19 protein-coding genes and 1 pseudogene are annotated in these 22478 nt (G+C 74.1%); 14 read left to right on the top strand and 6 right to left on the bottom strand.

The window, feature by feature from the left end; all coding sequences use genetic code 11:
• Positions 1-12 precede the first annotated feature (12 nt).
• Positions 13-1419, top strand: a complete 1407-nt coding sequence (locus H7X46_RS16280) for an NAD-dependent malic enzyme (RefSeq protein ID WP_186360209.1) — start codon at positions 13-15, stop codon at positions 1417-1419.
• Positions 1420-1456: 37 nt separating this feature from the next.
• On the opposite strand, the gene H7X46_RS16275 is transcribed toward H7X46_RS16280, so the two are convergent.
• Complete coding sequence (locus tag H7X46_RS16275) at positions 1457-2035, bottom strand: dihydrofolate reductase family protein (protein WP_186360208.1); 579 nt, start codon at positions 2033-2035, stop codon at positions 1457-1459.
• Between the two features lie 177 nt (positions 2036-2212).
• On the opposite strand from H7X46_RS16275, the gene pdxT reads away from it, so the two are divergent.
• Entirely contained in the window at positions 2213-2839 is a 627-nt protein-coding gene (pdxT, locus tag H7X46_RS16270) for a pyridoxal 5'-phosphate synthase glutaminase subunit PdxT (RefSeq protein ID WP_186360207.1), read from the top strand.
• Between the two features lie 65 nt (positions 2840-2904).
• Here the strand turns inward: pdxT and H7X46_RS16265 are convergent, their stop codons facing one another.
• Positions 2905-3264 carry a PIN domain-containing protein gene (locus H7X46_RS16265; RefSeq protein WP_255426626.1) on the bottom strand — a complete coding sequence of 120 codons (360 nt, stop codon included), beginning with the start codon at positions 3262-3264 and terminating at the stop codon, positions 2905-2907.
• A 3-nt stretch (positions 3265-3267) separates the two neighbouring features.
• Here H7X46_RS16265 and H7X46_RS16260 point away from each other — a divergent pair, with 3 nt between their 5' ends.
• Both H7X46_RS16260 and H7X46_RS16255 read left to right on the top strand, forming a co-directional pair.
• Positions 3268-3651 carry a cupin domain-containing protein gene (locus H7X46_RS16260; protein ID WP_255426625.1) on the top strand — a complete coding sequence of 128 codons (384 nt, stop codon included), beginning with the start codon at positions 3268-3270 and terminating at the stop codon, positions 3649-3651.
• A gap of 98 nt (positions 3652-3749) precedes the next feature.
• Entirely contained in the window at positions 3750-4211 is a 462-nt protein-coding gene (locus H7X46_RS16255) for a hypothetical protein (RefSeq protein ID WP_186360205.1), read from the top strand.
• Between the two features lie 36 nt (positions 4212-4247).
• Here H7X46_RS16255 and H7X46_RS16250 read toward each other — a convergent pair whose 3' ends face one another.
• Complete coding sequence (locus H7X46_RS16250) at positions 4248-5324, bottom strand: hypothetical protein (protein ID WP_186360204.1); 1077 nt, start codon at positions 5322-5324, stop codon at positions 4248-4250.
• Positions 5325-6014: 690 nt separating this feature from the next.
• Here H7X46_RS16250 and H7X46_RS16245 point away from each other — a divergent pair.
• Positions 6015-7325, top strand: coding sequence for a DUF1996 domain-containing protein (locus H7X46_RS16245; protein WP_186360203.1), 1311 nt, complete (start codon positions 6015-6017; stop codon positions 7323-7325).
• A gap of 7 nt (positions 7326-7332) precedes the next feature.
• On the opposite strand, the gene H7X46_RS16240 is transcribed toward H7X46_RS16245, so the two are convergent.
• Positions 7333-9534 (bottom strand): heavy metal translocating P-type ATPase, encoded by a 2202-nt coding sequence (locus H7X46_RS16240; protein ID WP_370588801.1) that lies wholly within the window; start codon positions 9532-9534, stop codon positions 7333-7335.
• Positions 9503-9781, bottom strand: coding sequence for a DUF1490 family protein (locus H7X46_RS16235; protein WP_186360202.1), 279 nt, complete (start codon positions 9779-9781; stop codon positions 9503-9505). The genes H7X46_RS16240 and H7X46_RS16235 overlap by 32 nt, the downstream gene beginning before the upstream one ends.
• A gap of 274 nt (positions 9782-10055) precedes the next feature.
• On the opposite strand from H7X46_RS16235, the gene H7X46_RS16230 reads away from it, so the two are divergent.
• Both H7X46_RS16230 and polA read left to right on the top strand, forming a co-directional pair.
• Positions 10056-10805, top strand: coding sequence for a YebC/PmpR family DNA-binding transcriptional regulator (locus tag H7X46_RS16230; protein WP_186360201.1), 750 nt, complete (start codon positions 10056-10058; stop codon positions 10803-10805).
• An 83-nt stretch (positions 10806-10888) separates the two neighbouring features.
• Positions 10889-13663 carry a DNA polymerase I gene (gene polA / locus H7X46_RS16225; protein WP_186360200.1) on the top strand — a complete coding sequence of 925 codons (2775 nt, stop codon included), beginning with the start codon at positions 10889-10891 and terminating at the stop codon, positions 13661-13663.
• Positions 13664-13739: 76 nt separating this feature from the next.
• Here the strand turns inward: polA and H7X46_RS16220 are convergent, their stop codons facing one another.
• Positions 13740-14246 (bottom strand): hypothetical protein, encoded by a 507-nt coding sequence (locus H7X46_RS16220; RefSeq protein WP_186360199.1) that lies wholly within the window; start codon positions 14244-14246, stop codon positions 13740-13742.
• Between the two features lie 768 nt (positions 14247-15014).
• Here H7X46_RS16220 and ruvC point away from each other — a divergent pair.
• From ruvC to H7X46_RS16185, 7 genes and pseudogenes are all read left to right on the top strand, one after another.
• Positions 15015-15605, top strand: a pseudogene (gene ruvC / locus H7X46_RS29740) (crossover junction endodeoxyribonuclease RuvC); the annotation flags it as partial.
• A gap of 536 nt (positions 15606-16141) precedes the next feature.
• Entirely contained in the window at positions 16142-16750 is a 609-nt protein-coding gene (gene ruvA / locus H7X46_RS16210; protein WP_186360197.1) for a Holliday junction branch migration protein RuvA, read from the top strand.
• A gap of 56 nt (positions 16751-16806) precedes the next feature.
• Positions 16807-17835 carry a Holliday junction branch migration DNA helicase RuvB gene (gene ruvB, locus H7X46_RS16205; RefSeq protein WP_186362711.1) on the top strand — a complete coding sequence of 343 codons (1029 nt, stop codon included), beginning with the start codon at positions 16807-16809 and terminating at the stop codon, positions 17833-17835.
• A 571-nt stretch (positions 17836-18406) separates the two neighbouring features.
• The gene (yajC, locus tag H7X46_RS16200) at positions 18407-18802 is read left to right on the top strand and encodes a preprotein translocase subunit YajC (RefSeq protein ID WP_186360196.1); all 396 of its coding nucleotides are present in this window, start codon (positions 18407-18409) and stop codon (positions 18800-18802) included.
• Between the two features lie 166 nt (positions 18803-18968).
• Positions 18969-20699, top strand: coding sequence for a protein translocase subunit SecD (secD, locus tag H7X46_RS16195; protein ID WP_186360195.1), 1731 nt, complete (start codon positions 18969-18971; stop codon positions 20697-20699).
• On the top strand, positions 20696-21862 hold the full coding sequence (secF, locus tag H7X46_RS16190) for a protein translocase subunit SecF (RefSeq protein WP_186360194.1): 1167 nt from the start codon (positions 20696-20698) through the stop codon (positions 21860-21862). Before secD ends, secF begins: the two co-directional genes overlap by 4 nt.
• On the top strand, positions 21859-22428 hold the full coding sequence (locus H7X46_RS16185) for an adenine phosphoribosyltransferase (protein WP_186360193.1): 570 nt from the start codon (positions 21859-21861) through the stop codon (positions 22426-22428). The genes secF and H7X46_RS16185 overlap by 4 nt, the downstream gene beginning before the upstream one ends.
• Positions 22429-22478 lie beyond the last annotated feature (50 nt).

Genomic DNA, 22478 nt, shown 5'->3' with positions numbered 1-22478 from the left:
CTGTCCCGGTTCGTGTCCATTCCCGGTCCCGGTTACGCCATCACCGCTCGCGTCGACGCCCCTGCCCACCCCACGTCCGCCGGTGACCTGACGGCCGCCGTCGGCCAGGTCGGCGGCGTCGTCACCGCCTTCGACGTCGTCGAGGCCCGGACCGAGCACCTCGTCGTCGACATCTCGGTCAACGCCCGCAACACCGACCACGTCGACGAGATCAAGGCCGCGATCGAGCAGCTCGACGGGTTCTCGGTCCGCAAGGTCTCGGACCGGACCTTCCTGCTGCACCTCGGCGGCAAGATCGAGGTGCAGTCGAAGGTCAACCTCCGCACCCGTGACGACCTGTCCCGCGCCTACACCCCGGGCGTCGCCCGGGTGTCGATGGCGATCGCGGAGAACCCGACCGACGCCCGCAGGCTGACCATCAAGCGCAACACGGTCGCCGTCGTCACCGACGGGTCCGCGGTGCTGGGCCTGGGCAACATCGGCGCCGCCGCGGCCATGCCGGTCATGGAGGGCAAGGCGGCGCTGTTCAAGCAGTTCGGTGGCGTCGACGCGTGGCCGGTCTGCCTGGACACCCAGGACACCGAGGAGATCATCCGCACGGTCCAGCTGATCGCCCCCGGCTACGGCGGCATCAACCTCGAGGACATCGCCGCGCCCCGCTGCTTCGAGATCGAGCGCCGGCTGCGCGAGATGCTCGACATCCCGGTGTTCCACGACGACCAGCACGGCACCGCCGTCGTCGTGCTCGGGGCGCTGCGCAACGCGCTGCGGGTGGTCGGCAAGAAGTTCTCCGACGTCCGCGTCGTCGTCTGCGGCGTCGGCGCGGCTGGGTCGGCGATCATCCGGCTGCTGGGCTCGGAGGAGACCGCCGACGTGATCGCGGTCGACGTCGACGGCATCGTCCACCCCGCGCGCGAGGGCCTGGACGACAACCTCCGCTCGATCGCCGCGCAGACCAACCGCGAGCGCAAGACCGGGACGCTCGCCGACGCCCTGGTCGGCGCGGACGTGTTCATCGGGGTGAGCGCGCCGAACCTGTTCGGGGCCACCGAGCTCGCCACGATGAACGACGATGCGATCGTCTTCGCGCTCGCCAACCCCGACCCCGAGGTCGACCCGGCGGTGGCGATGCAGCACGCCGCCGTCGTCGCGACCGGGCGCTCGGACTACCCGAACCAGATCAACAACGTGCTGGCGTTCCCCGGGGTGTTCCGGGGGCTGCTCGACTCGCACGCCCACGACATCACCGACGCGATGATGCTGGCCGCGGCCGAGGCGATCGCGAACGTCGTGCCGGAGCCGAACCCGTCGTTCATCGTGCCGAGCGTGTTCGACCAGAGCGTGGCCCCGGCCGTCGCCGAGGCCGTGCGGTCGGCGGCCGCCAAGCAGGCGGAGAAGGGCGAGGTCGCCGCCGGCTGAGAGGAGCTTGCGGAACGAACCTCGGTGCTGATCCTGCTCAGGAGTGCAGGGTGGGCCGGTAGACGAGCTCCTGGGTGTGGCCGTCGAGGGTCCGCTGCTCGATCAGCTCGAGGTCGAAGTCGTCCGCACCCCGGAAGATCGGGTCCACCCCGGACCGGCCGGTGATCACCGGGAAGAGCGTCACCTGGACGCGGTCGACCAGCCCGGCGGCCATCAGCGCCCGGTTCATCGACAGGCTGCCGTGCGAGCGCAGCGGCACCGCGGACTCCTCCTTGAGCCGGGCGACGACGTCGACGGCGTCACCCTTCGCGACGGTGGCGTCCGGCCAGTCGAGCGGCTCCTCCAGGGTGGTCGACACGACGGTCGCCGGCAGGTTCACCATCCGGGTGACCCAGGGGTCCCGCACGTCGGAGTCCTCGGTGCTCTCCGCGAGCATCTGCGCGAACGCCCGGTGGGTGGTCGCGCCGAAGACCATCCGCTGCTCCTCGCCGTAGAGGGCCAGGCGGTGGTCGAGCAGCTCGGGGCCCTGCTTGCCCCAGTAGCCGGTCCAGCTGCCGCTCGCGGCGCCGAAGCCGTCGAGGCTGGAGAAGACGTCGAACGTGTAGGTGACGGCCATGGGGCGCTCCTCGGGTGCGGTGTCGTGTCGGGGTGGGGACCGTCGGCGACGGCGGAACTCATCTGTCGGAGTCGGCCCGCGGCGTGTCCGGGGGTGACCCGACCCCCGCCGGCGGGTGGGTGGGCTCACCCCCGGCGGGGACGTTCTGAGCAGGTGGGACGCGGCTACCCTGGAGGCATGTCCTCCCCGACCGTCGGTGTGCTGGCCCTGCAGGGCAACGTCCGCGAGCACGTGGCCGCGCTCACCGCTGCCGGCGCGACGGCGGTGCCGGTCCGCCGCCCCGCCGAGCTGGACGCCGTGGACGGCATCGTGCTCCCCGGGGGCGAGTCGACCACGATGTCGAAGCTGCTCGACGCCTTCGAGCTGCTCGAACCGCTGCGCGCGCGGCTCCGCGCCGGCCTGCCCGCCTACGGCTCGTGCGCCGGGATGATCCTGCTGGCCGGGGAGATCCTCGACGGACGCCCGGACCAGCACCAGCTCGGCGGCCTGGACGTCGTCGTGCGGCGCAACGCGTTCGGCCGCCAGGTCGACTCGTTCGAGACCGACCTCGACCTCGACGGCCTCGACGGCGGCCCGATCCATGCGGTGTTCATCCGGGCGCCGTGGGTCGAGAAGACCGGCGGCGACGTCGACGTGCTCGCCGCCGTCCCGCACGTCACCAGCGACGGCCGGTCGGCGGGGGAGGCCGCCGGGCGGGCCGTCGCCGTCCGGCAGGGGCCGGTGCTGGCGACGTCGTTCCACCCGGAGCTGACCGGGGACCGGCGGGTGCACGCGCTGTTCGTGGACATGGTGCGGGCCGGCTGACACCCGGCGAGCACCGGGATGCGCGCGCAGCGGGGCCGCCGGGGCCGCCCGCCGGCGGGCCGGGGTCATCCGGCTAGCTCGTCCGGATACACGACCGCGATCTCCGCGATCCGTGAACCGAGGTCCCGCCGGTCGTTCGTGACGAACCGGTCCGCGCCCGCGACGACGGCGGTCGCGAGGTGCGCCGCGTCGGCCGTCCGGAGCCGGTAGGCGACGGCGAGCGAGGTGGCGACCTCGGCCGTGACCGGATCCACGGACCGGAGCTGGAGCCTGCTGAGCAGCCCGGCGAGCGCGGTGACCTCGTCGGAGCGACCTTCCCGCATCGGCTTCGCGAGCACCTCCGGCAGGAGGAGCACCGACCCGATGCCGGCCGTCAGGCTGTACCCGTCCGGGAACAGGGCACGGTCGCGGGTCCCGCTGGTCAACCGCTGCGACCGCGCCGGCCGCGAGCCCGGCGGGGCTACGCCCCGCCGAAGCACCGGCACGCCCGCGAGGACGAGGCGTTCTACGTCCTCGACGGTGAGCTCACCGTGTACGTCGGCGACGACGTCGTCCGGGCCGAGCCCGGCAGCTTCCTGTGGGCACCGCGCGACGTCGCGCACACGTTCTGCGTCGAGTCCGACGAGGCCCGGTTCCTGGCCCTGTCCACGAACAGCGCGCTGGACCGGTTCTTCTTCGCCACCGGCGAGCCGGCCCCGTCCCTGACGATCCCGCCGCCGGCCACCGAGCCCCCGGACGTCGCGGAGCTGGCCCGCGTCGCCGGCGAGTTCGGGGTGGAGATCCTCGGCCCGCCCCCGGTTCCGGGCGGCTGACGGGTAGGGCTGGCCCCACCTCCGGCCGGGGGAGTGCCGTCTGTGCCGGCGGGCCGCACGGGGCGACGCTGGGCGGACCGCCGTCGAGGAGGTCCGCCATGAGCACGCTCACCGCGACCCGCCCGGCCGTGCGGCCCGCCCCGCCGTCGGCCGTGGCCCTCAGCGTCGCGCTGTGGCTGGGGGCGATCCTCGCCGGGTTCGCCGAGGCACTGGTCCGGCTGGCCACCGAGACGCCGCCGACCGGTTCCGAGCTGGCCGGCCGGGCGGGCACCTACCTCGTCCTCGCCGTCCTGGTGGTGCTGCTGCGCACCGGCCGGAACGGGATCCGGTGGACGGTCGTGGTGGTGCTGGGCGTGCTCGGGACCCTGTCGCTGGTCGTCGAACCGGTGGCGGCGCTGCTGGCGGGGGCCTCGCCGGCCGAGTTCCTGGTCACGGCCTCCGGGCCGGAGCTTGCCGCGGCCGGGTTGCGCGGGCTGCACCTGGCCGAGGTGCTGGGTGCGCTGGGGCTGCTGTTCCACCCGGCGGCGCGGGCGTTCTTCGGGCCGGATCCGGGAGCGTGACGGCCCCACCGCGGGCCGGGGCGGCATCCCGCGCCGTCAGCGCGCTCGCGGCGCGGGGTACTCACGCAGGACTGCGCCGGGCCGGCCGGACGGTCCGCCCGCATGCGCGCGGCGTCCGGGTTCGGCGGTCTCCAGGCGTCGCTGCCACCGCGCCCAGGTGTCCGGGTCGAGGGTGCGCGCGGCAGGTGGGGTGGACGACGTGCGCTGCCGGGGCATGCGGACGGGCCCCGATGCATCACCGCCCGGCAGCACCGTGGCAGGCGCCGGTGGGACCGCGTCCACAACGGCAGCCGGTGACACGGCACGCGGGACTGCCGGGACCACGGCCGGCGAGGCGGTGACAGGGGCCGCGGCTGTCGACGACCCTCGCGGTGCGGCGGCCGCCGGGATCACTTCGCGGAACCGCGGCGGCCGCAGCGGCTCCCACGGCCAGTGCGCCTGCACGGCCCGCGAACGCCAGAATCCCAGCCCGAGGACCACACCGAAGATCAGATGGCCGATCAGCGACAACGTCACCGTCGTCGGGGTCAGCGGGAACATGAGCTCCTCACCGCGGGCCGCCAGCGCGACCGTGCCGATCAGTCCGGCCCAGACCGGAACCACCGCGAAGCCGACCGCCACGAGCACGACCCGGGCGCGCGAACGCCGGTGCAACCCGCATATCGACGCCACGACGAAGAAGGTCATGCCGATCCCGCCGCCGTCGCCGAGGTAGCGCCACAGGTAACCGACCACGGCACCGCCCAGGCCGTCGGGGTGGCCGGTGATCCAGGTACCCATGGTGGGGATGAAGTCTCCCCACAGGCCGAGCAGGTACACCGTGTCCAGCCGGAAGACGTCGTAGACCGCGCAGGCCACCACACCCCAGCCCAGGCCGTGGGCGAGGACCCGGTCAGCGGGGTGTGGCGCGAACACGGTCAGCGTGGCCGTCACGGCGGCCAGGGGGATCACCAGCACCGCCGCGGAGAGCTTCATCGACATCAGGCCGAAGACGTGCGCGGAGATCGACAGCAACGGCAGTCCGGCGAGCAGGACGTGCAACCCCACCCGTGACGGGCCCGGCCCGGCCCGTCCGGTGGACGGCGGCTCGGCGGTGCCCGGCGCAGCGAGCACGGGGCGGGGGTGGGAAGCGCGTGGACACGCTGGACGAGGTCGGAGCATCGGGGTCTGTTTCGTGTCGGGGGTCCCGGGGGCGACGGCCACCGTGCGGGGGTGCGTCGCCGGGGACGAGGGGGAGCGACCGCGACGCGACCGGGATCGACCCTAGGCAGCGGATCGGGGGCCGGTGCGCGTTCCTTGACGTCTCGACCGCCGTCCGGCGGCGCTCCGGCGACGAGTGGGGGCGTGGTGCTCCGACCGGTCCAGCGGATACCTCCGGATGATCAGTCCGACTCACAGGAAGCTGGTGGGTGGGCGCCGCGTCCGGATCGCGCAGAGGTCGTGGCCCGCGCACCGGCCCGGACCGTGGTGCGGGGCCCGACCGTCGCGCCCCGCCGCCATGCCGGCCTGAGAACCGGCATCGGCGAATGGAGCACACGACACCGCTGACCGACGCAGCCACGGCGTCGCTCATCGCGCAGCATCGACCTCTCGCCGGTGACACCGCAGGGTCCCTCTCAGGAGCGTCACCGCGCCACCGGCCGCTCCCTAGCGTGGCCGCGCCTGACGGACGCAGCGGTGTCCCCGCACCGCAGCGATCCGCGGAACGAAGCGCTCCCCGCGTCCCGGCACGGCCACCACCGGTGATCACCATCGGCGCTGGGTGCCGCATGCCCGGGGCCCACACACCGAGGAGGTTCGCCCATGCCCCGACATGGTCGGCACCGCATCATCAGACCGGTACCCCTGCTCGCCAGACCGGTACGCCTGGCCGCCGCCGTGGTCGCGTTGCTCGTGTGCACCGCAGCCGTGGCCTTCGGTGGGACGGCGCCCGCCGACGGCTCCGGTTCCGCGCGGGACTCCACGACCGGGGAAGTCGGCGGCCTGCTCGGGTCGGGCACCGAGGACGGCGCGTCCGGGGACGGTTCGGACCCGGAGGCCGCCGACCAGGGTGGCGACCAGGGCCAGGGTGGCGATCAGGGCCAGGGTGGCGATCAGGGCCAGGGTGGCGATCAGAGCCAGGGCGGCGACCAGGGCCAGGGCGGCGACCAGGGCCAGGGCGGCGACCAGAACCAGGGCGGCGACCAGGACCAGGACGACGGCGCGGGCCAGGGTGACGACGAGCAGTTCCCCGGCCGGGACGAGGCGGCGCCACCGGCCGCCGACGATTTCGTCGACATCACCGACGTGGAGCCGGGGAGCGGCCCGGCCGGCAAGGGCGGGGTGTTCGCCGGTGGCACCTTCACCTCGGAGTGCGGCACCAGCGACCACCGCAACTCCGACAACTACCAGGCGGCCCCGGGCAAGCGGAACGGTGCCCAGCACGTCCACGACTACGTGGGCAACACCACGACCGACGCTTTCTCCGACGACGACAGCCTCGAGGCCGGCGACACCTCCTGCACCAACGGTGACAGGTCGACGTTCTACTGGCCGGTCGTCCGCGACCTGAACGGGGTCGGTGACGACGCGAACGCCGACGGTGGCGGCAAGGACGGAAACGTCGGCTCGATCCTGACACCGACCTCGGCGCAGATGACCTTCCACGGGCATCCGGGACAGGCGACCGAACCGATGCCGCAGGGGCTGCGGATGATCACCGGTGACGCGAAGGCGAAGACGAACGGCGACGAGGACGTCGTGTCCAAGTGGACCTGCAGCGGTTTCACCGACCGGACCACGGGCAAGTACCCGATCTGCCCGTCGGGCAGCAAGCTGATGCGGTTCCTGGACTTCCCGAGCTGCTGGGACGGCGAGAACCTGCGCTCGAACGCCGAGAACGACGCCGTCGTGTTCCCGGAGTCCGACGGGCGGTGCGCGGACGGTCGCGTGGCCATCCCGCAGCTGCGGATGACGCTGACCTACGACCAGCCCGCCGGTCGGTCGTTCGCGATGGACACGTTCCCCGAGCAGCAGCACAGCCCGAAGACCGACCACGGGAACTTCCAGAGCCTGCTCCCCGAGGAACGGGCCCGTGCGGCGGCGGACTGCATCAACAGCGGCCGCGACTGCTGACTCGAGGTCAGGCGGCCGGCAGCCGGTAGCGGATCAGCCGCGAGCTGTTCCCGACGACGGCCACGCTGGACGCGTTGTGCAGGATCGCCGCCACCACCGGGGACAGTGCCCCACCCGCCGAGACGAGCAGGCCGGCCGCGTTGACCGCGATCGACATGCCGTAGTTCTGGCGGATCAGGGTGAGCGAGCGCCGGCCCAGGTCCCGCAGGTCGAGCAGGGCGGTCAGGTCGTCGGCGGCCAGCGCGACGTCGGCGGTCTCGACCGCCACGTCGGTGCCGGCCGCCCCCATCGCGATCCCGATGTCGGCCAGCGCGAGCGCCGGGGCGTCGTTGGTGCCGTCGCCGACCATCGCGACCGTGTGACCCTCGGCCCGCAGCGCGCGCACGACGTCCTGCTTCTGCTCGGGCATCACCTGCGCGCGGAACTCGTCGATGCCCAGCTCCGCGGCGACCGCCTGCGCGGTGCGCGGGTTGTCGCCGGTGAGCATGACGATCCGCCGGACGCCGTCGGCGCGCAGCCGGGCCAGCACGTCCCGGGACTCGGGCCGGACGGTGTCGCGCAGCGACACCAGGCCGACCAGCTCGCCGTCCACGGCCAGCAGCAGCGGGGTCTCGGCAGCCTTCTGGAGCTTGCGGACCCAGTCGGCGGCCCGGCGGCTCACCGGCACGCCCTGGGCGCGCAGCAGCTCGCGGGAGCCGATGAGCAGCACCCGGCCGTCGGCCTGCACCCGCATGCCCTGCCCGACGAGCACCTCGCACTCCTCGTGCGGCGGGATCTCGAGCCGGCGCTCCTCGGTGGACCGGATGACCGCCTGCGCCAGCGGGTGCCGGGAGTGGATCTCCGACGACGCCGAGTAGGCCAGCACCTGCTCGGGGGCCCAGCCGTCGTGGAACGAGATGACGTTCGTGACGACCGGGCGGCCCTCGGTCAGCGTCCCGGTCTTGTCGAACACGATCGCGTCGACCCGGCCCGCGGCCTCCAGGTGCGCGCCGCCCTTGATGAGGATGCCGCGGCGGGCCCCGTTGCCGATCGCCGCGCTGATCGCGGTCGGCGTCGACAGGCCCACCGCGCACGGGCAGGCGACGAGCAGCATCGTCATCGCGCGCCGCACGTCCCGGGTGGTCAGCAGGGTCAGCCCGGCCAGCAGGAACGACGCCGGCACGAACCGCCGGGAGAAGTTCTCGCCCACGGTCTGGATCGGGGCCCGGTCGCCCTGGGCCTGCTCGACCCGGTCGAGGATGCGGCCCATCGCGGTGTCCGGGCCGACCGCCGTCGCCCGGACGACGATCCGGCCGCGCAGCAGCACCGAGCCCGCGTGGAGCCGCGCGCCGGGCGCCACCGAGACCGGCAGCTGCTCGCCGGTGATCGCGGCCTGGTCGACGACGCCGTCGCCGTCGACCACCTCGCCGTCGACCGGGAGCACGACGTGCTCGTGCACCACGACCTCGTCGCCGAGCACGAGGTCGGCGATGTCGACCTCGATCTCGGTGCCGCACGCGAGCCGGGTCCAGGCCCGGGTGGTGGCTCCGGTGAGCAGCTCGGAGATCGCCCGCCGGGACCGGCGCAGCGTCAGGTCCTGCAGGTACTCGCCGATGTTGAGCAGCCACAGCACGGTGAGCGCGACGACGTTCTCCCGCAGCACCAGGCTGGCCACGGTCGCCGCCGAGACCAGCGCGTCGGTGCCCGCGCCGCGGCCGCCGGTCAGCGAGCGCAGCGCGCCGCGCAGGAACGGGTACCCGGTGAAGATCGTGACGCCGGTGGCGACGGTGCGGCTGGTCGGGCCCAGCAGCGGCGGACGGCGCAGGCCGTAGCGGCGGAACCCGAGCGCGGCCAGCGCGACCCCGCCGACGACGAGCCGGGCCAGCTCCCCGTGGTGGGTGTCGGCCGAGCGCGGGGAGCGGGCGGCGGTCGCCTCGGGGTCGGCGCCGAGTCCCTTGCCGATGGCCTCGGTCAGCTCCACCCGGTCGCACCCGGCGCGGTACCAGACGACGACGCTGCCGGTGCGCGGGTAGGCGTGCACCTGGCGGACGCCGGCGACGTGGTCGACCTCGTCCTCGACGGCGACGGCCAGTGCGACCCGGCCGCGCAGCGCGGGCGCGGTGAAGCGGACGCGCCCGGCCGCGTCGCTGACGACGGTGAGGGCCGGGCCGCCGGTCTCGGTGCTCAGGATGCCCGCCTCAGTGCTCGTGGCCGTGCCCGTGGCCGTCACCCGGAACCGGGGCCTCCTCGCCGATCCGGCCGCGTGCCTCGCTCACGATGTCGGCGGTGGCCAGCCGGGCCTTCTCGGCGCCGGTCTCGGCGGCGCGGGCGCCGCGCAGCCCCCACGACGTCATGGTGACGGCGGCCTCCCGGACCGCGCCGGAGCGGGCGACCCGCTTCACGCCGTCGTACGCGACGGCACCGGCCAGCCCGCTCGCCACCAGGCCGGCGGCCTTCCCCAGCGCTGCTCCGAGCACGTGCCCGCTCCTTCCGCCACCGACCACCCGAACGAACGACAATCGTGGTCGACAACGTTGAGGGTAGCGCTCCCGGCCGGCACCCGCCGTCGCGGTGCGGCGGACGTCGCCGGGCGGCCGGTCGTGCGGGGCGGGCGGGCGCGCGACCGCGCCGCCGGTAGCATCGAGGGGTTCCCGCAGGTCCACCCGTCGCGGCCCGTGCCGCCGCCGGGCGGAGGCCTGCCCCGGCCGTGGCACGCGCGCGGCCCGAGCACGAGAGGTGGGCAGACAGCCGATGAGCGGCCACTCCAAGTGGGCGACGACCAAGCACAAGAAGGCCGTGATCGACGCCCGCCGCGGCAAGATGTTCGCCAAGCTGATCAAGAACATCGAGGTCGCGGCCCGGACCGGCGGCGGTGACCCGGACGCCAACCCGACGCTCTACGACGCGATCCAGAAGGCGAAGAAGAGCTCGGTCCCCAACGACAACATCGACCGCGCCGTCAAGCGCGGTTCCGGGGCGGACGCGGGGGGCGCCGAGTACCAGGCGATCACCTACGAGGGGTACGGGCCGAACGGCGTCGCCGTCCTGGTCGAGTGCCTGACCGACAACCGGAACCGGGCCGCGACCGAGGTCCGGACCGCGATGACCCGCAACGGCGGCACCATGGCCGACCCCGGGTCGGTGGCCTACCTGTTCTCCCGCAAGGGCGTCGTCGTCCTGCCGAAGGGCGACCTGGCCGAGGACGACGTGCTGGCGGCCGTGCTCGACGCCGGCGCCGAGGAGGTCAACGACCTCGGCGACAGCTGGGAGGTCGTGTCCGAGGCGGGCGACGTCGTCGCGGTGCGCACGGCGCTGCAGGAGAACGGCATCGACTACGACTCGGCGGAGGCCACCTTCATCCCGTCGATGCAGGTCGAGCTGGACGCCGACGGGGCCAAGAAGATCTTCCGGCTGATCGAGGCGCTGGAGGACTCCGACGAGGTGCAGAACGTCTACTCGAACTTCGACGTGTCCGACGAGGTCATGGCCGAGGTCGGCTGACGCCGTTACACCCCCCCCGCGGCCGCGTCCCACCGGGGCGCGGCCGCGTTCGTTGTCGGGGGTCGGTTCTAGACTCGCCGCCGATGAGCCCCGCCACACGGACCGCCTCGACGCAGGCGGCGACGCCGACCTCCGACCGCCCCCGGTTGCTGCTGCTCGACGGCCACTCGCTGGCCTACCGGGCGTTCTTCGCGCTGCCGGCGGAGAACTTCCGCACCGGCACCGGCCAGACCACGAACGCGGTCTACGGCTTCACGTCGATGCTGATCAACCTGCTGCGCGACGAGGAGCCGACCCACCTGGCGGTGGCGTTCGACGTCTCCCGCAAGACGTTCCGGGCCGAGCGGTTCGCCGACTACAAGGCGAACCGCACCACCACGCCGGACGACTTCCGCGGCCAGATCGACCTCATCAAGGAGGTCCTCGCCGCGCTGAACATCCCGGTGTTCGCCGTCGAGGGCTACGAGGCCGACGACCTCATCGCCACCCTCGCCACGCGGGCGGCGGCCCAGGGCATGCAGGTGCTCATCACGACCGGCGACCGGGACGCGTTCCAGCTGGTCACCGACGACGTCACCGTGCTCTACCCGAAGCGGGGCGTGTCGGACCTGGGGCGGATCGACCCGGCCGAGGTGGACAAGCGGTACGGGCTCAGCCCGGAGCAGTACCCCGACTTCGCGGCGCTGCGTGGAGACCCGTCGGACAACCTGCCGTCGATCCCCGGAGTGGGGGAGAAGACCGCGGCCAAGTGGGTGCGCGAGTTCGGCTCGCTGGCCGCGCTGTCCGACCGGGTCGACGAGGTGAAGGGCAAGGCCGGTGACGCGTTGCGGGCCAACCTGGCCAACGTGCTGCTGAACCGGCAACTCACCGAGCTGGTCCGGGACGTCGACCTCGGCATCGGCCCGGAGCAGCTGGAGGTGCGCTCCTGGGACCGCGACGCGGTGCACCGGCTGTTCGACGAGCTCGAGTTCCGGGTGCTGCGTGAGCGGCTGTTCGCCACGCTGCAGTCGGCCGAGCCGGAGGCCGAGTCCGGGTTCGACATCTCCGGCGCGGTGATCGCACCCGGCGGGGTGCGGGCGTGGCTCGACGCGCACGCCCGGGACGGTCGCCGGGTCGCGCTCAGCTTCGCCGGCGTGAGCGGTCCGGTCGCGGCCCGCGACGTCGCCGGGATCGCGCTCGCCACCGGGGAGGCGACCGTCGAGCAGCGCGCCGCCGGTGCCGCCGCGGGCGTGCCGCAGGCCGGGTACCTCACGCTGACCGGCCTGACCCCGGACGACGAGGCGGCGCTCGGCGAGTGGCTGGCCGACGCGTCGGTGCCGAAGGCGGCGCACGACGTGAAGGCCGTGCTGCACGCCCTGCGTGCGCGCGGCTGGACCCTCGAGGGGCTGACCAGCGACACCGCCCTGGCCGCGTACCTGGCGCGGCCGGGACAGCGGACGTTCGACCTGGCCGACCTGGCGCTGCGCTACCTGCGCCGCGAGCTGCGCACCGAGGAGCCGGCCGACGGGCAGCTGTCGTTGCTGGGTGGCGAGGAGGAGGCCGACCAGCAGGCGGCTCAGCAGGAGATGCTGGCCGCGTCGGCGATCGCCGAGCTGGCGGACGCGCTCGACACCGAGCTGGCCGACCGGGGCGGCACCGAGCTGCTCGCCGATCTCGAGCTGCCGCTGGCGTTCGTGCTGGCCGACTGCGAGGCGGCCGGGATCGCGGTCGACGGCGAGGCCCTGTCCGACCTGGAGTCGGACTTCGGCGGCCAGGTCCGCGAGGCCGCGCAGAACGCGTACCGCGTGATCGGCAAGGAGATCAACCTCGGGTCGCCGAAGCAGCTGCAGGTCGTGCTGTTCGACGAGCTGGAGATGCCGAAGACCAAGCGCACCAAGACCGGCTACACCACCGACGCGGACGCGCTGCAGAGCCTCTACGAGCAGACCGGTCACGAGTTCCTGCAGTACCTGCTGCAGCACCGGGACGCGACCCGGTTGAAGGTCACCGTCGACGGGCTGATCAAGTCCGTGGCCGACGACGGGCGGATCCATACCACCTACTCGCAGACGATCGCGGCCACCGGCCGGCTGTCGTCGACCGATCCGAACCTGCAGAACGTGCCGATCCGGACGGCCGCCGGGCGCCGGATCCGGGACGCGTTCGTCGTCGGGCCGGGGTACGCCGAGCTCATGACCGCGGACTACAGCCAGATCGAGATGCGGATCATGGCGCACCTGTCCGAGGACGCGGCGCTGATCGAGGCGTTCCGGTCGCGGCACGACTTCCACGCCGAGACCGCCGCCCGGGTGTTCGGCGTCGACGCGGCCGCGGTGACCGTCGAGCAGCGCGCCAAGATCAAGGCGATGAACTACGGCCTGGCGTACGGGCTCTCGGCGTACGGCCTGTCCACGCAGCTGCGGATCTCCACCGACGAGGCCAAGGGCCTCATGGAGGACTACTTCGCCGGGTTCGGCGGGGTGCGGGACTACCTCGGCGGGGTCGTCGACCAGGCCCGCAAGGACGGCTACACCGCCACCATCCTCGGCCGCCGCCGGTACCTGCCCGACCTGACCAGCGACAACCGGCAGCGCCGGGAGATGGCCGAGCGGATGGCGCTCAACGCGCCGATCCAGGGCAGCGCCGCGGACATCATCAAGGTCGCGATGCTGGGTGTGCACCGGGCGCTGCAGGCCGAGGGGCTGCGCAGCCGGATGCTGCTGCAGGTGCACGACGAGCTGGTGCTCGAGGTGGCCGACGGTGAGCATGAGGTCCTCGAGGCGCTCGTGCGCCGGGAGATGGCGGCCGCCGCGGAGCTGTCGGTGCCGCTGGAGGTGTCGGTCGGCTACGGCCGCAGCTGGGACGCGGCGGCGCACTGAGCGGGGCCGCGCCCGGGGCATGCGCCGCGCCGGACGCCTGGCGTCGACCGCAGACGGCTCTCCGCGCGGTTGACGCCTACCCGCGGGGCGTGGCCCCGGCCCACCAGATCTCCGCGGCCGATCCCGGGCCGGCTGCGGTGAGCACACCGTGCACCCGGGCCAGCTGCGCGACCAGGTCCTCCGCCGTCACCTGCTGCGCCGCGGCGTCCGCCCGGAGCACCTCCACGACCGGATCGGCGGTGCCGCCGGCCCGGGAGCGGCACAGCGCCGACCCGAGCGCGGCCGCCGCCGCGGCCACGATCCGCAGGTCGTCGAGCCCGACCCCGACCGTCGTGCACCCGGAGCGGTCCAGCACCGGCCGCACGACGCGCGCCCACGCCCGCAGCGCCCGGCCACTGTCCAGCGGTGGGGGCGGGGCCGCACGGCCGGCGACCTCGGCGGCGCGCAGGGCGAGCAGCAGCCCCGAGGCGCGCGCCGCCGCGATCACCCACTCGATCCGGGTCCCGGGAAGCGCGCCGACCTCGTGCACGTCGTCGCGGGCCGGGGAGGGACCGCGGTGGCCGGTGGGGTCCGTCGTCGTCATGGCCGTCCCCCTCCGTGCCGTCGCGGCGGCCGATGCACCGTCCGCGGCCGGCTCGCGTCAGGGTGCGCCGGATCGGCGGGTCGGTGCATCGCCGAAATCAGCGAACGCGGTGGTCGGACTCGGGGCGCTTGCTGGGACGTGACCCGGGCGCCGCCCGGACGACCGGGGCTCGGCCAGCGTGGCGGCATCGAGGAGCATCTCGGCACCCGCGGCCCGGGTCGATCAGCGCGATCCCGCCTTCCGGGCGGGCGCGAGGTGCGTCGTTGTGCGCCGAGCCCATTCGACTGCGCGGTCGGCCCGGGCCGTAGTCGGGATGGCTGTGGTCGAGTTGATCTGCGCGGTGTTGCCCTGGGTGGGGCGGGATCGTGCATCTCGGGGGCTGGGCGGGGTTGAGTCGCACGTTGTCGCCCTGGTTGGGGCGGGAGCGTGCGTGTCGAGCGCTGAGGTCGAGTTGATCTGCGCGGTGTTGCCCTGGGTGGGGCGGGATCGTGCACCTCGAGGTCTGCGCGGGGATCGAGCTGCACGTTGCCGCCCTCGGTGGGACGACACCGTGCGCCCCGAGTAGCGGACCCGAGTCGATCTGCACGATGGTGCCCCGGGCGGGGCGACATCGTGCAACGGGAATGCCCCGGCCGGGTCGATCGGCACGATCCCGCCCCGGCCAGGGCGAATACGGGCGTCTCATCGGTCCCGGGCGCGCCCCGGCCCGGCGTGGGGCGGTGGCCGGTAGCGTGCGGGCTCGAACGTGCGTGCGGAAGGGGTGACGCGGTGCGGGTGCTCGGGGTCGACCCCGGCCTGACCCGGTGCGGGATCGGGGTCGTCGAGTCCGGCGCCGGCCGCTCGGTCGGTTTCGTGGACGTCGGCGTCGTACGCAGCGGGTCCGACCTCTCGCTCGAGCGCCGGCTGCTCGCCGTCGCGGACGGAGTGGAGCGCTGGGTGGCGCGGCACCGGCCGGACGTCATCGCCGTCGAGCGGGTGTTCAGCCAGCACAACGTGCGCACGGTGATGGGGACGGCGCAGGCCAGCGGCGTCGTCGCGCTGGTCGCCGCACGGGCCGGGCTGCCGGTCGCCTTCCACACCCCCAGCGAGGTGAAGGCGGCGGTCACCGGGGAGGGCCGGGCGGGGAAGGCCCAGGTCACGACGATGGTCACCAAGGTGCTCGGGCTGGATGCCCCGCCGAAGCCTGCCGACGCCGCCGACGCGCTCGCCCTCGCGATCTGCCACTGCTGGCGTTCGCCGATGCTGGACCGGATGGCCGAGGCGCAGGCCAGGGCCGAGGAGCTGGCCGCGGTGCACCGCGCGCGGCTGGCGGAGGCCCGGGCCGCGCACCAGGGCGGAGCGCCGACCGCGGCCGAGCAGTGGGCGGCCGCCCGGGCGGCCGCCGACGCCCGCTCCGCGGGAACGTGGACGGCACCCGGCCCGGCGGTGACCGGCGACCGCCGGGGCAACGCGCGCCGCCGCTGACCGATCCGGCGCGGCCGGCCGATCGACCTCCTCACCGTCGCCGGCCCCCGGTGTCGACCCGGTCGTCGACGAGGTGTCGGCGCGTACCCGATGTCGACGCGGGCGGCGCGACCGCCCTGCTGCGCCGGGTCCAGCCGCTGGCCGAGTTGCCGCGATCCGGCTCGCCCTCGGGCGGTGATCACCCGTTGTGGAGTGCAGCGCTCGCTACACGAACGCTGCACTCCACAATCGTCGATCTCCGGTGGGACGGGGCGGCGCTGCTCGTGCCGGTGGGCACCGCGCCGAGTCACCGCCGCACCGTGCCGTCGCCGCACGTGTCGAGGGGGCCGCGGCCCTGCACGGCCCGCGGGCGCCGTGTCGGGTGCGGGACCGTCGGGGGCGCGCGGTACCGTCCCGGATCGAACGACCGTTCGCGGAAGGGGGGCTCCTCGGTGATCCACTCGGTGCGCGGCCCGGTGCTGGAGATCGGGCTGGACCACGCCGTCGTCGAGGTGGGCGGGGTCGGCCTGGCCGTCCACGCGACCCCGGCGACGCTCGGCGGGCTGCGCCGTGGCGAGGAGGCCCGGCTCGCGACCACCCTCGTGGTGCGCGAGGAGTCGCTGACGCTGTTCGGGTTCGCCGACACCGACGAGCGCGAGCTGTTCCTGCTCCTGCAGACGGTCTCCGGGATCGGGCCGCGGCTGGCCCTGGCCACGATCGCGGTGCTCGAACCGGACACGCTGCGCCGGGCGCTCGCCGACGGTGACCTGGCCGTCCTCACCCGGATCCCGGGCGTCGGGAAGAAGAGCGCCGAGCGGCTGGTCGTCGAGCTGCGGGACAAGGTGACCGCGCCCGAACCCGCGCCGGCCGGCGCAGCCGCGACATCGGCACCGACGCCCGTGCTCGGCGTTCGCGAGCAGGTCGTCGAGGCGCTGCTCGGCCTCGGGTTCCCGCAGAAGCCCGCCGAGCAGGCCGTCGACGGCGTCCTCGCCGAGCAACCTGACAGCAACGCGAGCGTGCTGCTGCGCACCGCGCTGGCGACGCTGGGCCGGTCCCGATGAACCCCGAGCCGGGTCCGGTGGAGGAGACCGATCCGTACGCCGGGGCGTTCGACCGGATGCGCGAGATCGACGCGACCGCGCAGCCCGGCGAGGCCGACGTCGAGGCGTCGCTGCGCCCGCGGTCGCTGCACGAGTTCGTCGGGCAGCCCCGGGTCCGCGAGCAGCTGGAGCTCGTGCTGGAGGGCGCGAAGCGGCGCGGTGACCCGCCGGACCACATCCTGCTGTCCGGGCCGCCCGGGCTCGGCAAGACCAGCCTCGCCATGATCATCGCGCAGGAGCTGGGGGCGGCGATCCGGCTGACCTCCGGGCCGGCCCTGGAACGCGCGGGTGATCTCGCGGCGATGCTGTCGAACCTGGTGCCCGGGGACGTCCTGTTCATCGACGAGATCCACCGCACCGCCCGGCCCGCCGAGGAGATGCTCTACCTGGCGATGGAGGACTTCCGGGTCGACGTCGTCGTCGGGAAGGGGCCGGGCGCGACGTCGATCCCGCTCGACGTCGCCCCGTTCACGCTGGTCGGCGCGACCACGCGGGCCGGCTCGCTGACCGGGCCGCTGCGGGACCGGTTCGGGTTCACCGGGCACATGGAGTTCTACGAGGACGCCGAGCTGGAGCAGGTCCTCAACCGGGCGGCCGGGATCCTCGGCATCGACCTGCGCCCGGACGGCGCGGAGGAGATCGCCGGCCGGTGCCGCGGCACGCCGCGGGTGGCGAACCGGCTGCTGCGCCGGGTCCGCGACTTCGCCGAGGTGCGGGCGGACGGCGTCATCCGGCGCGACGTCGCCCGGGACGCGCTGGCCGTCTACGACGTCGACGAGCTCGGCCTCGACCGGCTCGACCGCGCGGTGCTGACCGCGCTGGTCCGCTCGTTCCACGGCGGCCCGGTCGGGATCTCGACGCTCGCCGTCGCGGTGGGGGAGGAGGCCGGGACGGTCGAGGAGGTGTGCGAGCCGTACCTGGTGCGGGCCGGGATGCTGGCCCGGACGCCCCGGGGCCGGGTCGCCACCCCGCTGGCGTGGACGCACCTCGGCCTCACCCCGCCCGCCGACGCCCCGGCGGGCCACCGCGTCGACCCGCTCTTCTGACCGACCGGCCCGCCGCCCGCGGTGATCGCCGGTCGGGCACGGTACCCGGTCAGGAATGGCCGGACACCGTGCCGAACCGGCGATCACACGGCGAGGGCCGCCCTGTCGGACGCCGTCGGCGGTGATCACGAATCTGGCGCGGATCCGGCCATCGACGGCCGGAATCACGCCGAATCGGTGATCCCCCGGCTTCGGGGAGGCCCGCGTGCGGCCCCGGACCCACCCGGTGCGGCATGTGGGTGAGTGGGGGCGCACGCTCCGGAAGCGGGCGTGGGAGGATCCGGACGGACCGAACGGATCGGGCAGCCATCGGGTGGCCGGCGAGGCATCCTGGTGGGTCCGCGCACCGCGCGGGAGAACCCGGACACCGTGCGACGTCACGACGTCCGGTGGTGAGCACGCCGGAACGATCCGGACATCCGGGCCGTTGTCCCGCGGGCCGGTCGCCCGCGGGCACCGTTCGGCCCGGCGCAGTGCGACGAGCGGTCCACGCCCCGGGAGGGGCCCGCCCGTCGGTGTCGGTCCCGGCTGGCACACTCACGACGACGAGACGAGACGGAGACCCCGCACGATGGATCTGATCCTTGCACAGGAGGCCGGTGGTTCGGGCCTGCTGTCGCTGCTGCCCTTCCTCATCATCCTGCTGCTGTTCGTGCCGCTGTTCCTGAACGGCCGCAAGCAGCGCCGCCAGATGCAGGAGACCCAGGCCATGCAGCAGGCGCTGGAGGACGGCGACGTCGTCGTCACCACGTCCGGGCTGCGGGGCACGATCGTCGACAGCTCGTACGAGGAGACGGTCGACCTCGAGATCGCCGAGGGTGTGGTCACGACGTGGCTGCGCGCCGCGATCCGGGAGAAGGTCGCCGCCGCCCCCGACGAGACCGCCGAGGAGACCACCGAGGAGACCGCCGAGGCGGACAAGCCGGCCCAGACGGACCAGTCGGAGAACAAGCCGACGATTCACTGAGCACCACGGGGAGCGGGCCGCGCGGCCCGTTCCGGTGGCTCGGTCGCACGGCCGGGTCCGGTGCCGCGGCCCCGCGCGGTCCGCACGACCGGGCCGGCCGGCGCCGGTCGGCCGGCCGTGCCGTCGGCCGCAGCCGCCTCGCGAGTCGGATCAGGAGAACAGACACGTGGCAACGTCGTCGGGGCAGCAGCACGTGCGCCCCTGGCGCTACCTGACGGCCTTCCTGGGCATCGTCGTCGTCCTCTACTCCCTGGTGCTGTTCACCGGGGCCGGGAACGTGACGCCGAAGCTGGGCATCGACCTGCAGGGTGGCACCCGCGTCACGCTCACGGCCCGCACGGTGGACGGCCAGCCGCCGCCGCGCGACCAGCTCGTGCAGGCGCAGGACATCATCGAGCAGCGGGTCAACGGCCTCGGGGTCAGCGGCGCCGAGGTGCAGCTGGACGGCAGCAACATCGTCATCACCGTCCCCGGCGACGAGGGTGAGCAGGCCCGCTCGCTGGGGCAGACGGCGCAGCTGCGGTTCCGCGAGGTGGTCCAGGAGATCCCGGCGGCCCCGCCCGGGCAGGGGCAGCCGGGCCAGGGGCAGCCCGGGCAGGCGCCGCCCGGGAACGCACCCGGTGGGCCGGCGCCGTCGCAGCCGCAGAGCCAGGGCGACCCGGCCGCGCAGACCCGCGCCGTCGCACCGGTCGCGGCCACGGCCCCGCTGCAGGACCCCCCGCCGGCACCGGAACCGCCGCCCCCCGGGGCCGCCTCCCCGGACGACCCGCGGGTCGCCGCCGAGGTCCAGCGGCTGCGGGCGACCCGGCAGAGCGAGGACCCGGCGACCCAGGTGCAGGCGCTGCTCACCCTCGACTGCGGCGCCCCGGACCCCCTGCAGGGCTACGACGACCCGACGAAGCCGCTGGTCACCTGCGGTGAGGACGGCACGGCCAAGTACGTGCTGGGCCCGTCGTTCATCGAGGGCACCGAGATCGCGTCCGCGCAGGCCCAGCAGAGCCAGACCGGCGCCGGCTGGGTGGTCAGCCTGACCTTCGAGCCGCGCGCCGCGAACGCGTGGGGCCAGTACACGACGCAGAACGTGGGCAAGCAGACCGCGTTCGTGCTCGACGGCGAGGTCGTCTCCGCGCCGCGGGTCAACGGCCCGATCTTCGGCCCGACCGAGATCTCCGGGCAGTTCAACCAGGAACGCGCCCAGGACCTCGCGCAGACCCTGCGCTACGGCTCGCTGCCGCTGTCGTTCGACTCCGGCACCGCGCAGACCGTGTCGGCGACCCTCGGCCTGGCCTCGCTGCAGGCCGGACTGATCGCCGGTGCGATCGGGCTGGCGCTGGTGTTCGCCTACTGCCTGTTCTACTACCGGCTGCTCGGCGTGCTGACGATCCTGTCGCTGGCCCTGTCCGGCGTGGTCGTCTACGCGGTGCTGATCCTGCTCGGACGCTGGATCGGGTTCACCCTCGACCTGGCGGGCGTCGCCGGGTTCATCATCGCCATCGGCATCACCGCGGACTCGTTCGTGATCTTCTTCGAACGGCTCAAGGACGAGATGCGGGAGGGCCGGACGTTCCGCTCGGCCGTCCCGCGGTCCTGGGAGCGGGCCCGCCGGACGATCCTCACCGCGGACGCGGTCAGCTTCCTCGCCGCGGCGGTGCTCTACATCCTCGCCGTCGGTGAGGTCCGCGGCTTCGCGTTCACCCTCGGCATGTCCACCGTGCTCGACCTGGTCGTCGTGTTCCTCGTGACGTTCCCGCTGGTCATGCTGATCTCCCGGTCGAAGTCGCTGGGGCGCCCCGGGCTGTCCGGGCTGGGTGCGGTCGACCGGATCGGGGCCCGGCACCGCCGTGACAAGCCCGCCGTGGGGCGGCGCACCACCACCGCGAAGGGAGCAGGATCATGACGGCCCCCGAGCGGCTGTCGGGCTGGGCCCGGCTCACCACCGGCACCGCGAGCGTCGACATCGTCGGCCGCACCAAGATCTGGTACATCGGTTTCGGCGTGCTGCTCGCGGTGTGCGTGCTCTCGCTGGTGTTCCGGGGCTTCAACCTCGGCATCGACTTCACCGGCGGGTCCCAGATCCAGCTGCCCGCGAACGGCGCCGGCGGGCCGATCACCGTGCAGCAGGTCGAGCAGGTCTACCGGGACGTCGTCGGGACCGCGCCGGAGGTGACCCAGTCCGTCGGCACCGGGGAGTCGGCGTCGATCGTGCTGCAGTCCGAGCCGCTCGGGGCGGACCGGCTGGTCCCGCTGCGGGACGCGCTGTTCACGCAGCTGCAACCGCTGGGCGCCGGCGGTGCACCCAGCGCGGCCGCGATCAGCGACTCCCAGGTGTCGGGCACCTGGGGCGGCGAGGTCACCACCCAGGCGCTGATCGCGCTGGCGGTGTTCATCGTGCTGGTCACGATCTTCCTGGCCGTCTACTTCGAGCGGGCGATGGCGGTCGCGGCGCTGGTCGCGCTGGTCAACGACATCGTCGTGACCGCCGGCGTGTACTCGATCATCGGTCTGGAGGTCACGCCGGCCACCGTGATCGGCCTGCTGACGATCCTCGGGTTCTCGCTGTACGACACCGTCGTCGTGTTCGACAAGGTGCGGGAGAACTCGCGCGGGCTGCTGAAGCTGACCCGGCGCACGTACCCGGAGGCGGCGAACCTCGCGCTGAACCAGACCCTCATGCGGTCGCTGAACACCTCGCTCATCGCGATCCTGCCGGTGCTCGGCCTGCTGGTGATCGGGGTCGGCCTGCTGGGGGTCGGCACGCTGGCCGACCTCGCGCTCGTCCAGCTCGTCGGCATGATCACCGGTGTGATCTCGTCGCTGCTGCTCGCCACCCCGGTCCTGGTGGACCTCAAGATGCGCGACCGGCGCTTCCGCGAGCAGGCCGAGCGGGTCGCCGCCCGCCGGGCCCGCGTGGCCGCCGTCCGCAACGGCGAGGCCGTGCCCGAGACCGGCGACGGCCACCCGGCCGCCGACGACACCCTCGCGGCCGTGAGCAGCACCGCCCCGGCCCCGCCGCGGCCCGGTGCCCGCCCGACCGGCAAGACCGGGCGGAGGCGACGGTGACCGCCGTCGGCGGCATCCGGGTCGGCCCCGGGATCGACGCCGAGTCCGGTGCGGACCTGCTGCGGGTCGCCGAGCTCGTCCGGTCGGTGCCCGACCATCCCGCCCCGGGGGTGCTGTTCCGCGACATCACCCCGGTGCTGGCCGACGGCGAGGCGTTCGCGACCGTCGTGACCGAGCTCGCCGCGCACACCGGCGACGCCGACCTCGTCGCCGGGGTCGAGGCCCGCGGGTTCCTGCTCGGCGCCGCGGTCGCGCTCGTCGCCGGGCTCGGGACGGTGCCGGTCCGCAAGGCCGGCAGGCTGCCCGCCGTCGCCGCGTCCCGCAGCTACGAGCTGGAGTACGGGAGCGCCACGCTGGAGGTCCCGGCCGGTGTCATCGAACCGGGCACCCGGGTGTACGTCGTCGACGACGTCCTCGCCACCGGCGGGACCGCCGCCGCGGCCTGCGCGCTCCTCGCCGACGCCGGCGCGGACGTCGCCGGGTTCGGCACGCTGATCGAGCTGACCACGTTGAACGGTCGGTCGCGGCTGGGTGACCTGCGGGTGGACGCGCTGTTGAACGCGTAGGGACTATCCTCACCGGTGGGACCACACTCCCGCCACCCGGCACGAGCAGG

It is taken from the genome of Pseudonocardia sp. C8 (assembly GCF_014267175.1).
In the GTDB taxonomy this organism is placed as follows: Bacteria; Actinomycetota; Actinomycetes; order Mycobacteriales; family Pseudonocardiaceae; genus Pseudonocardia.
This window is presented reverse-complemented; position numbering and strand designations above follow the sequence as displayed.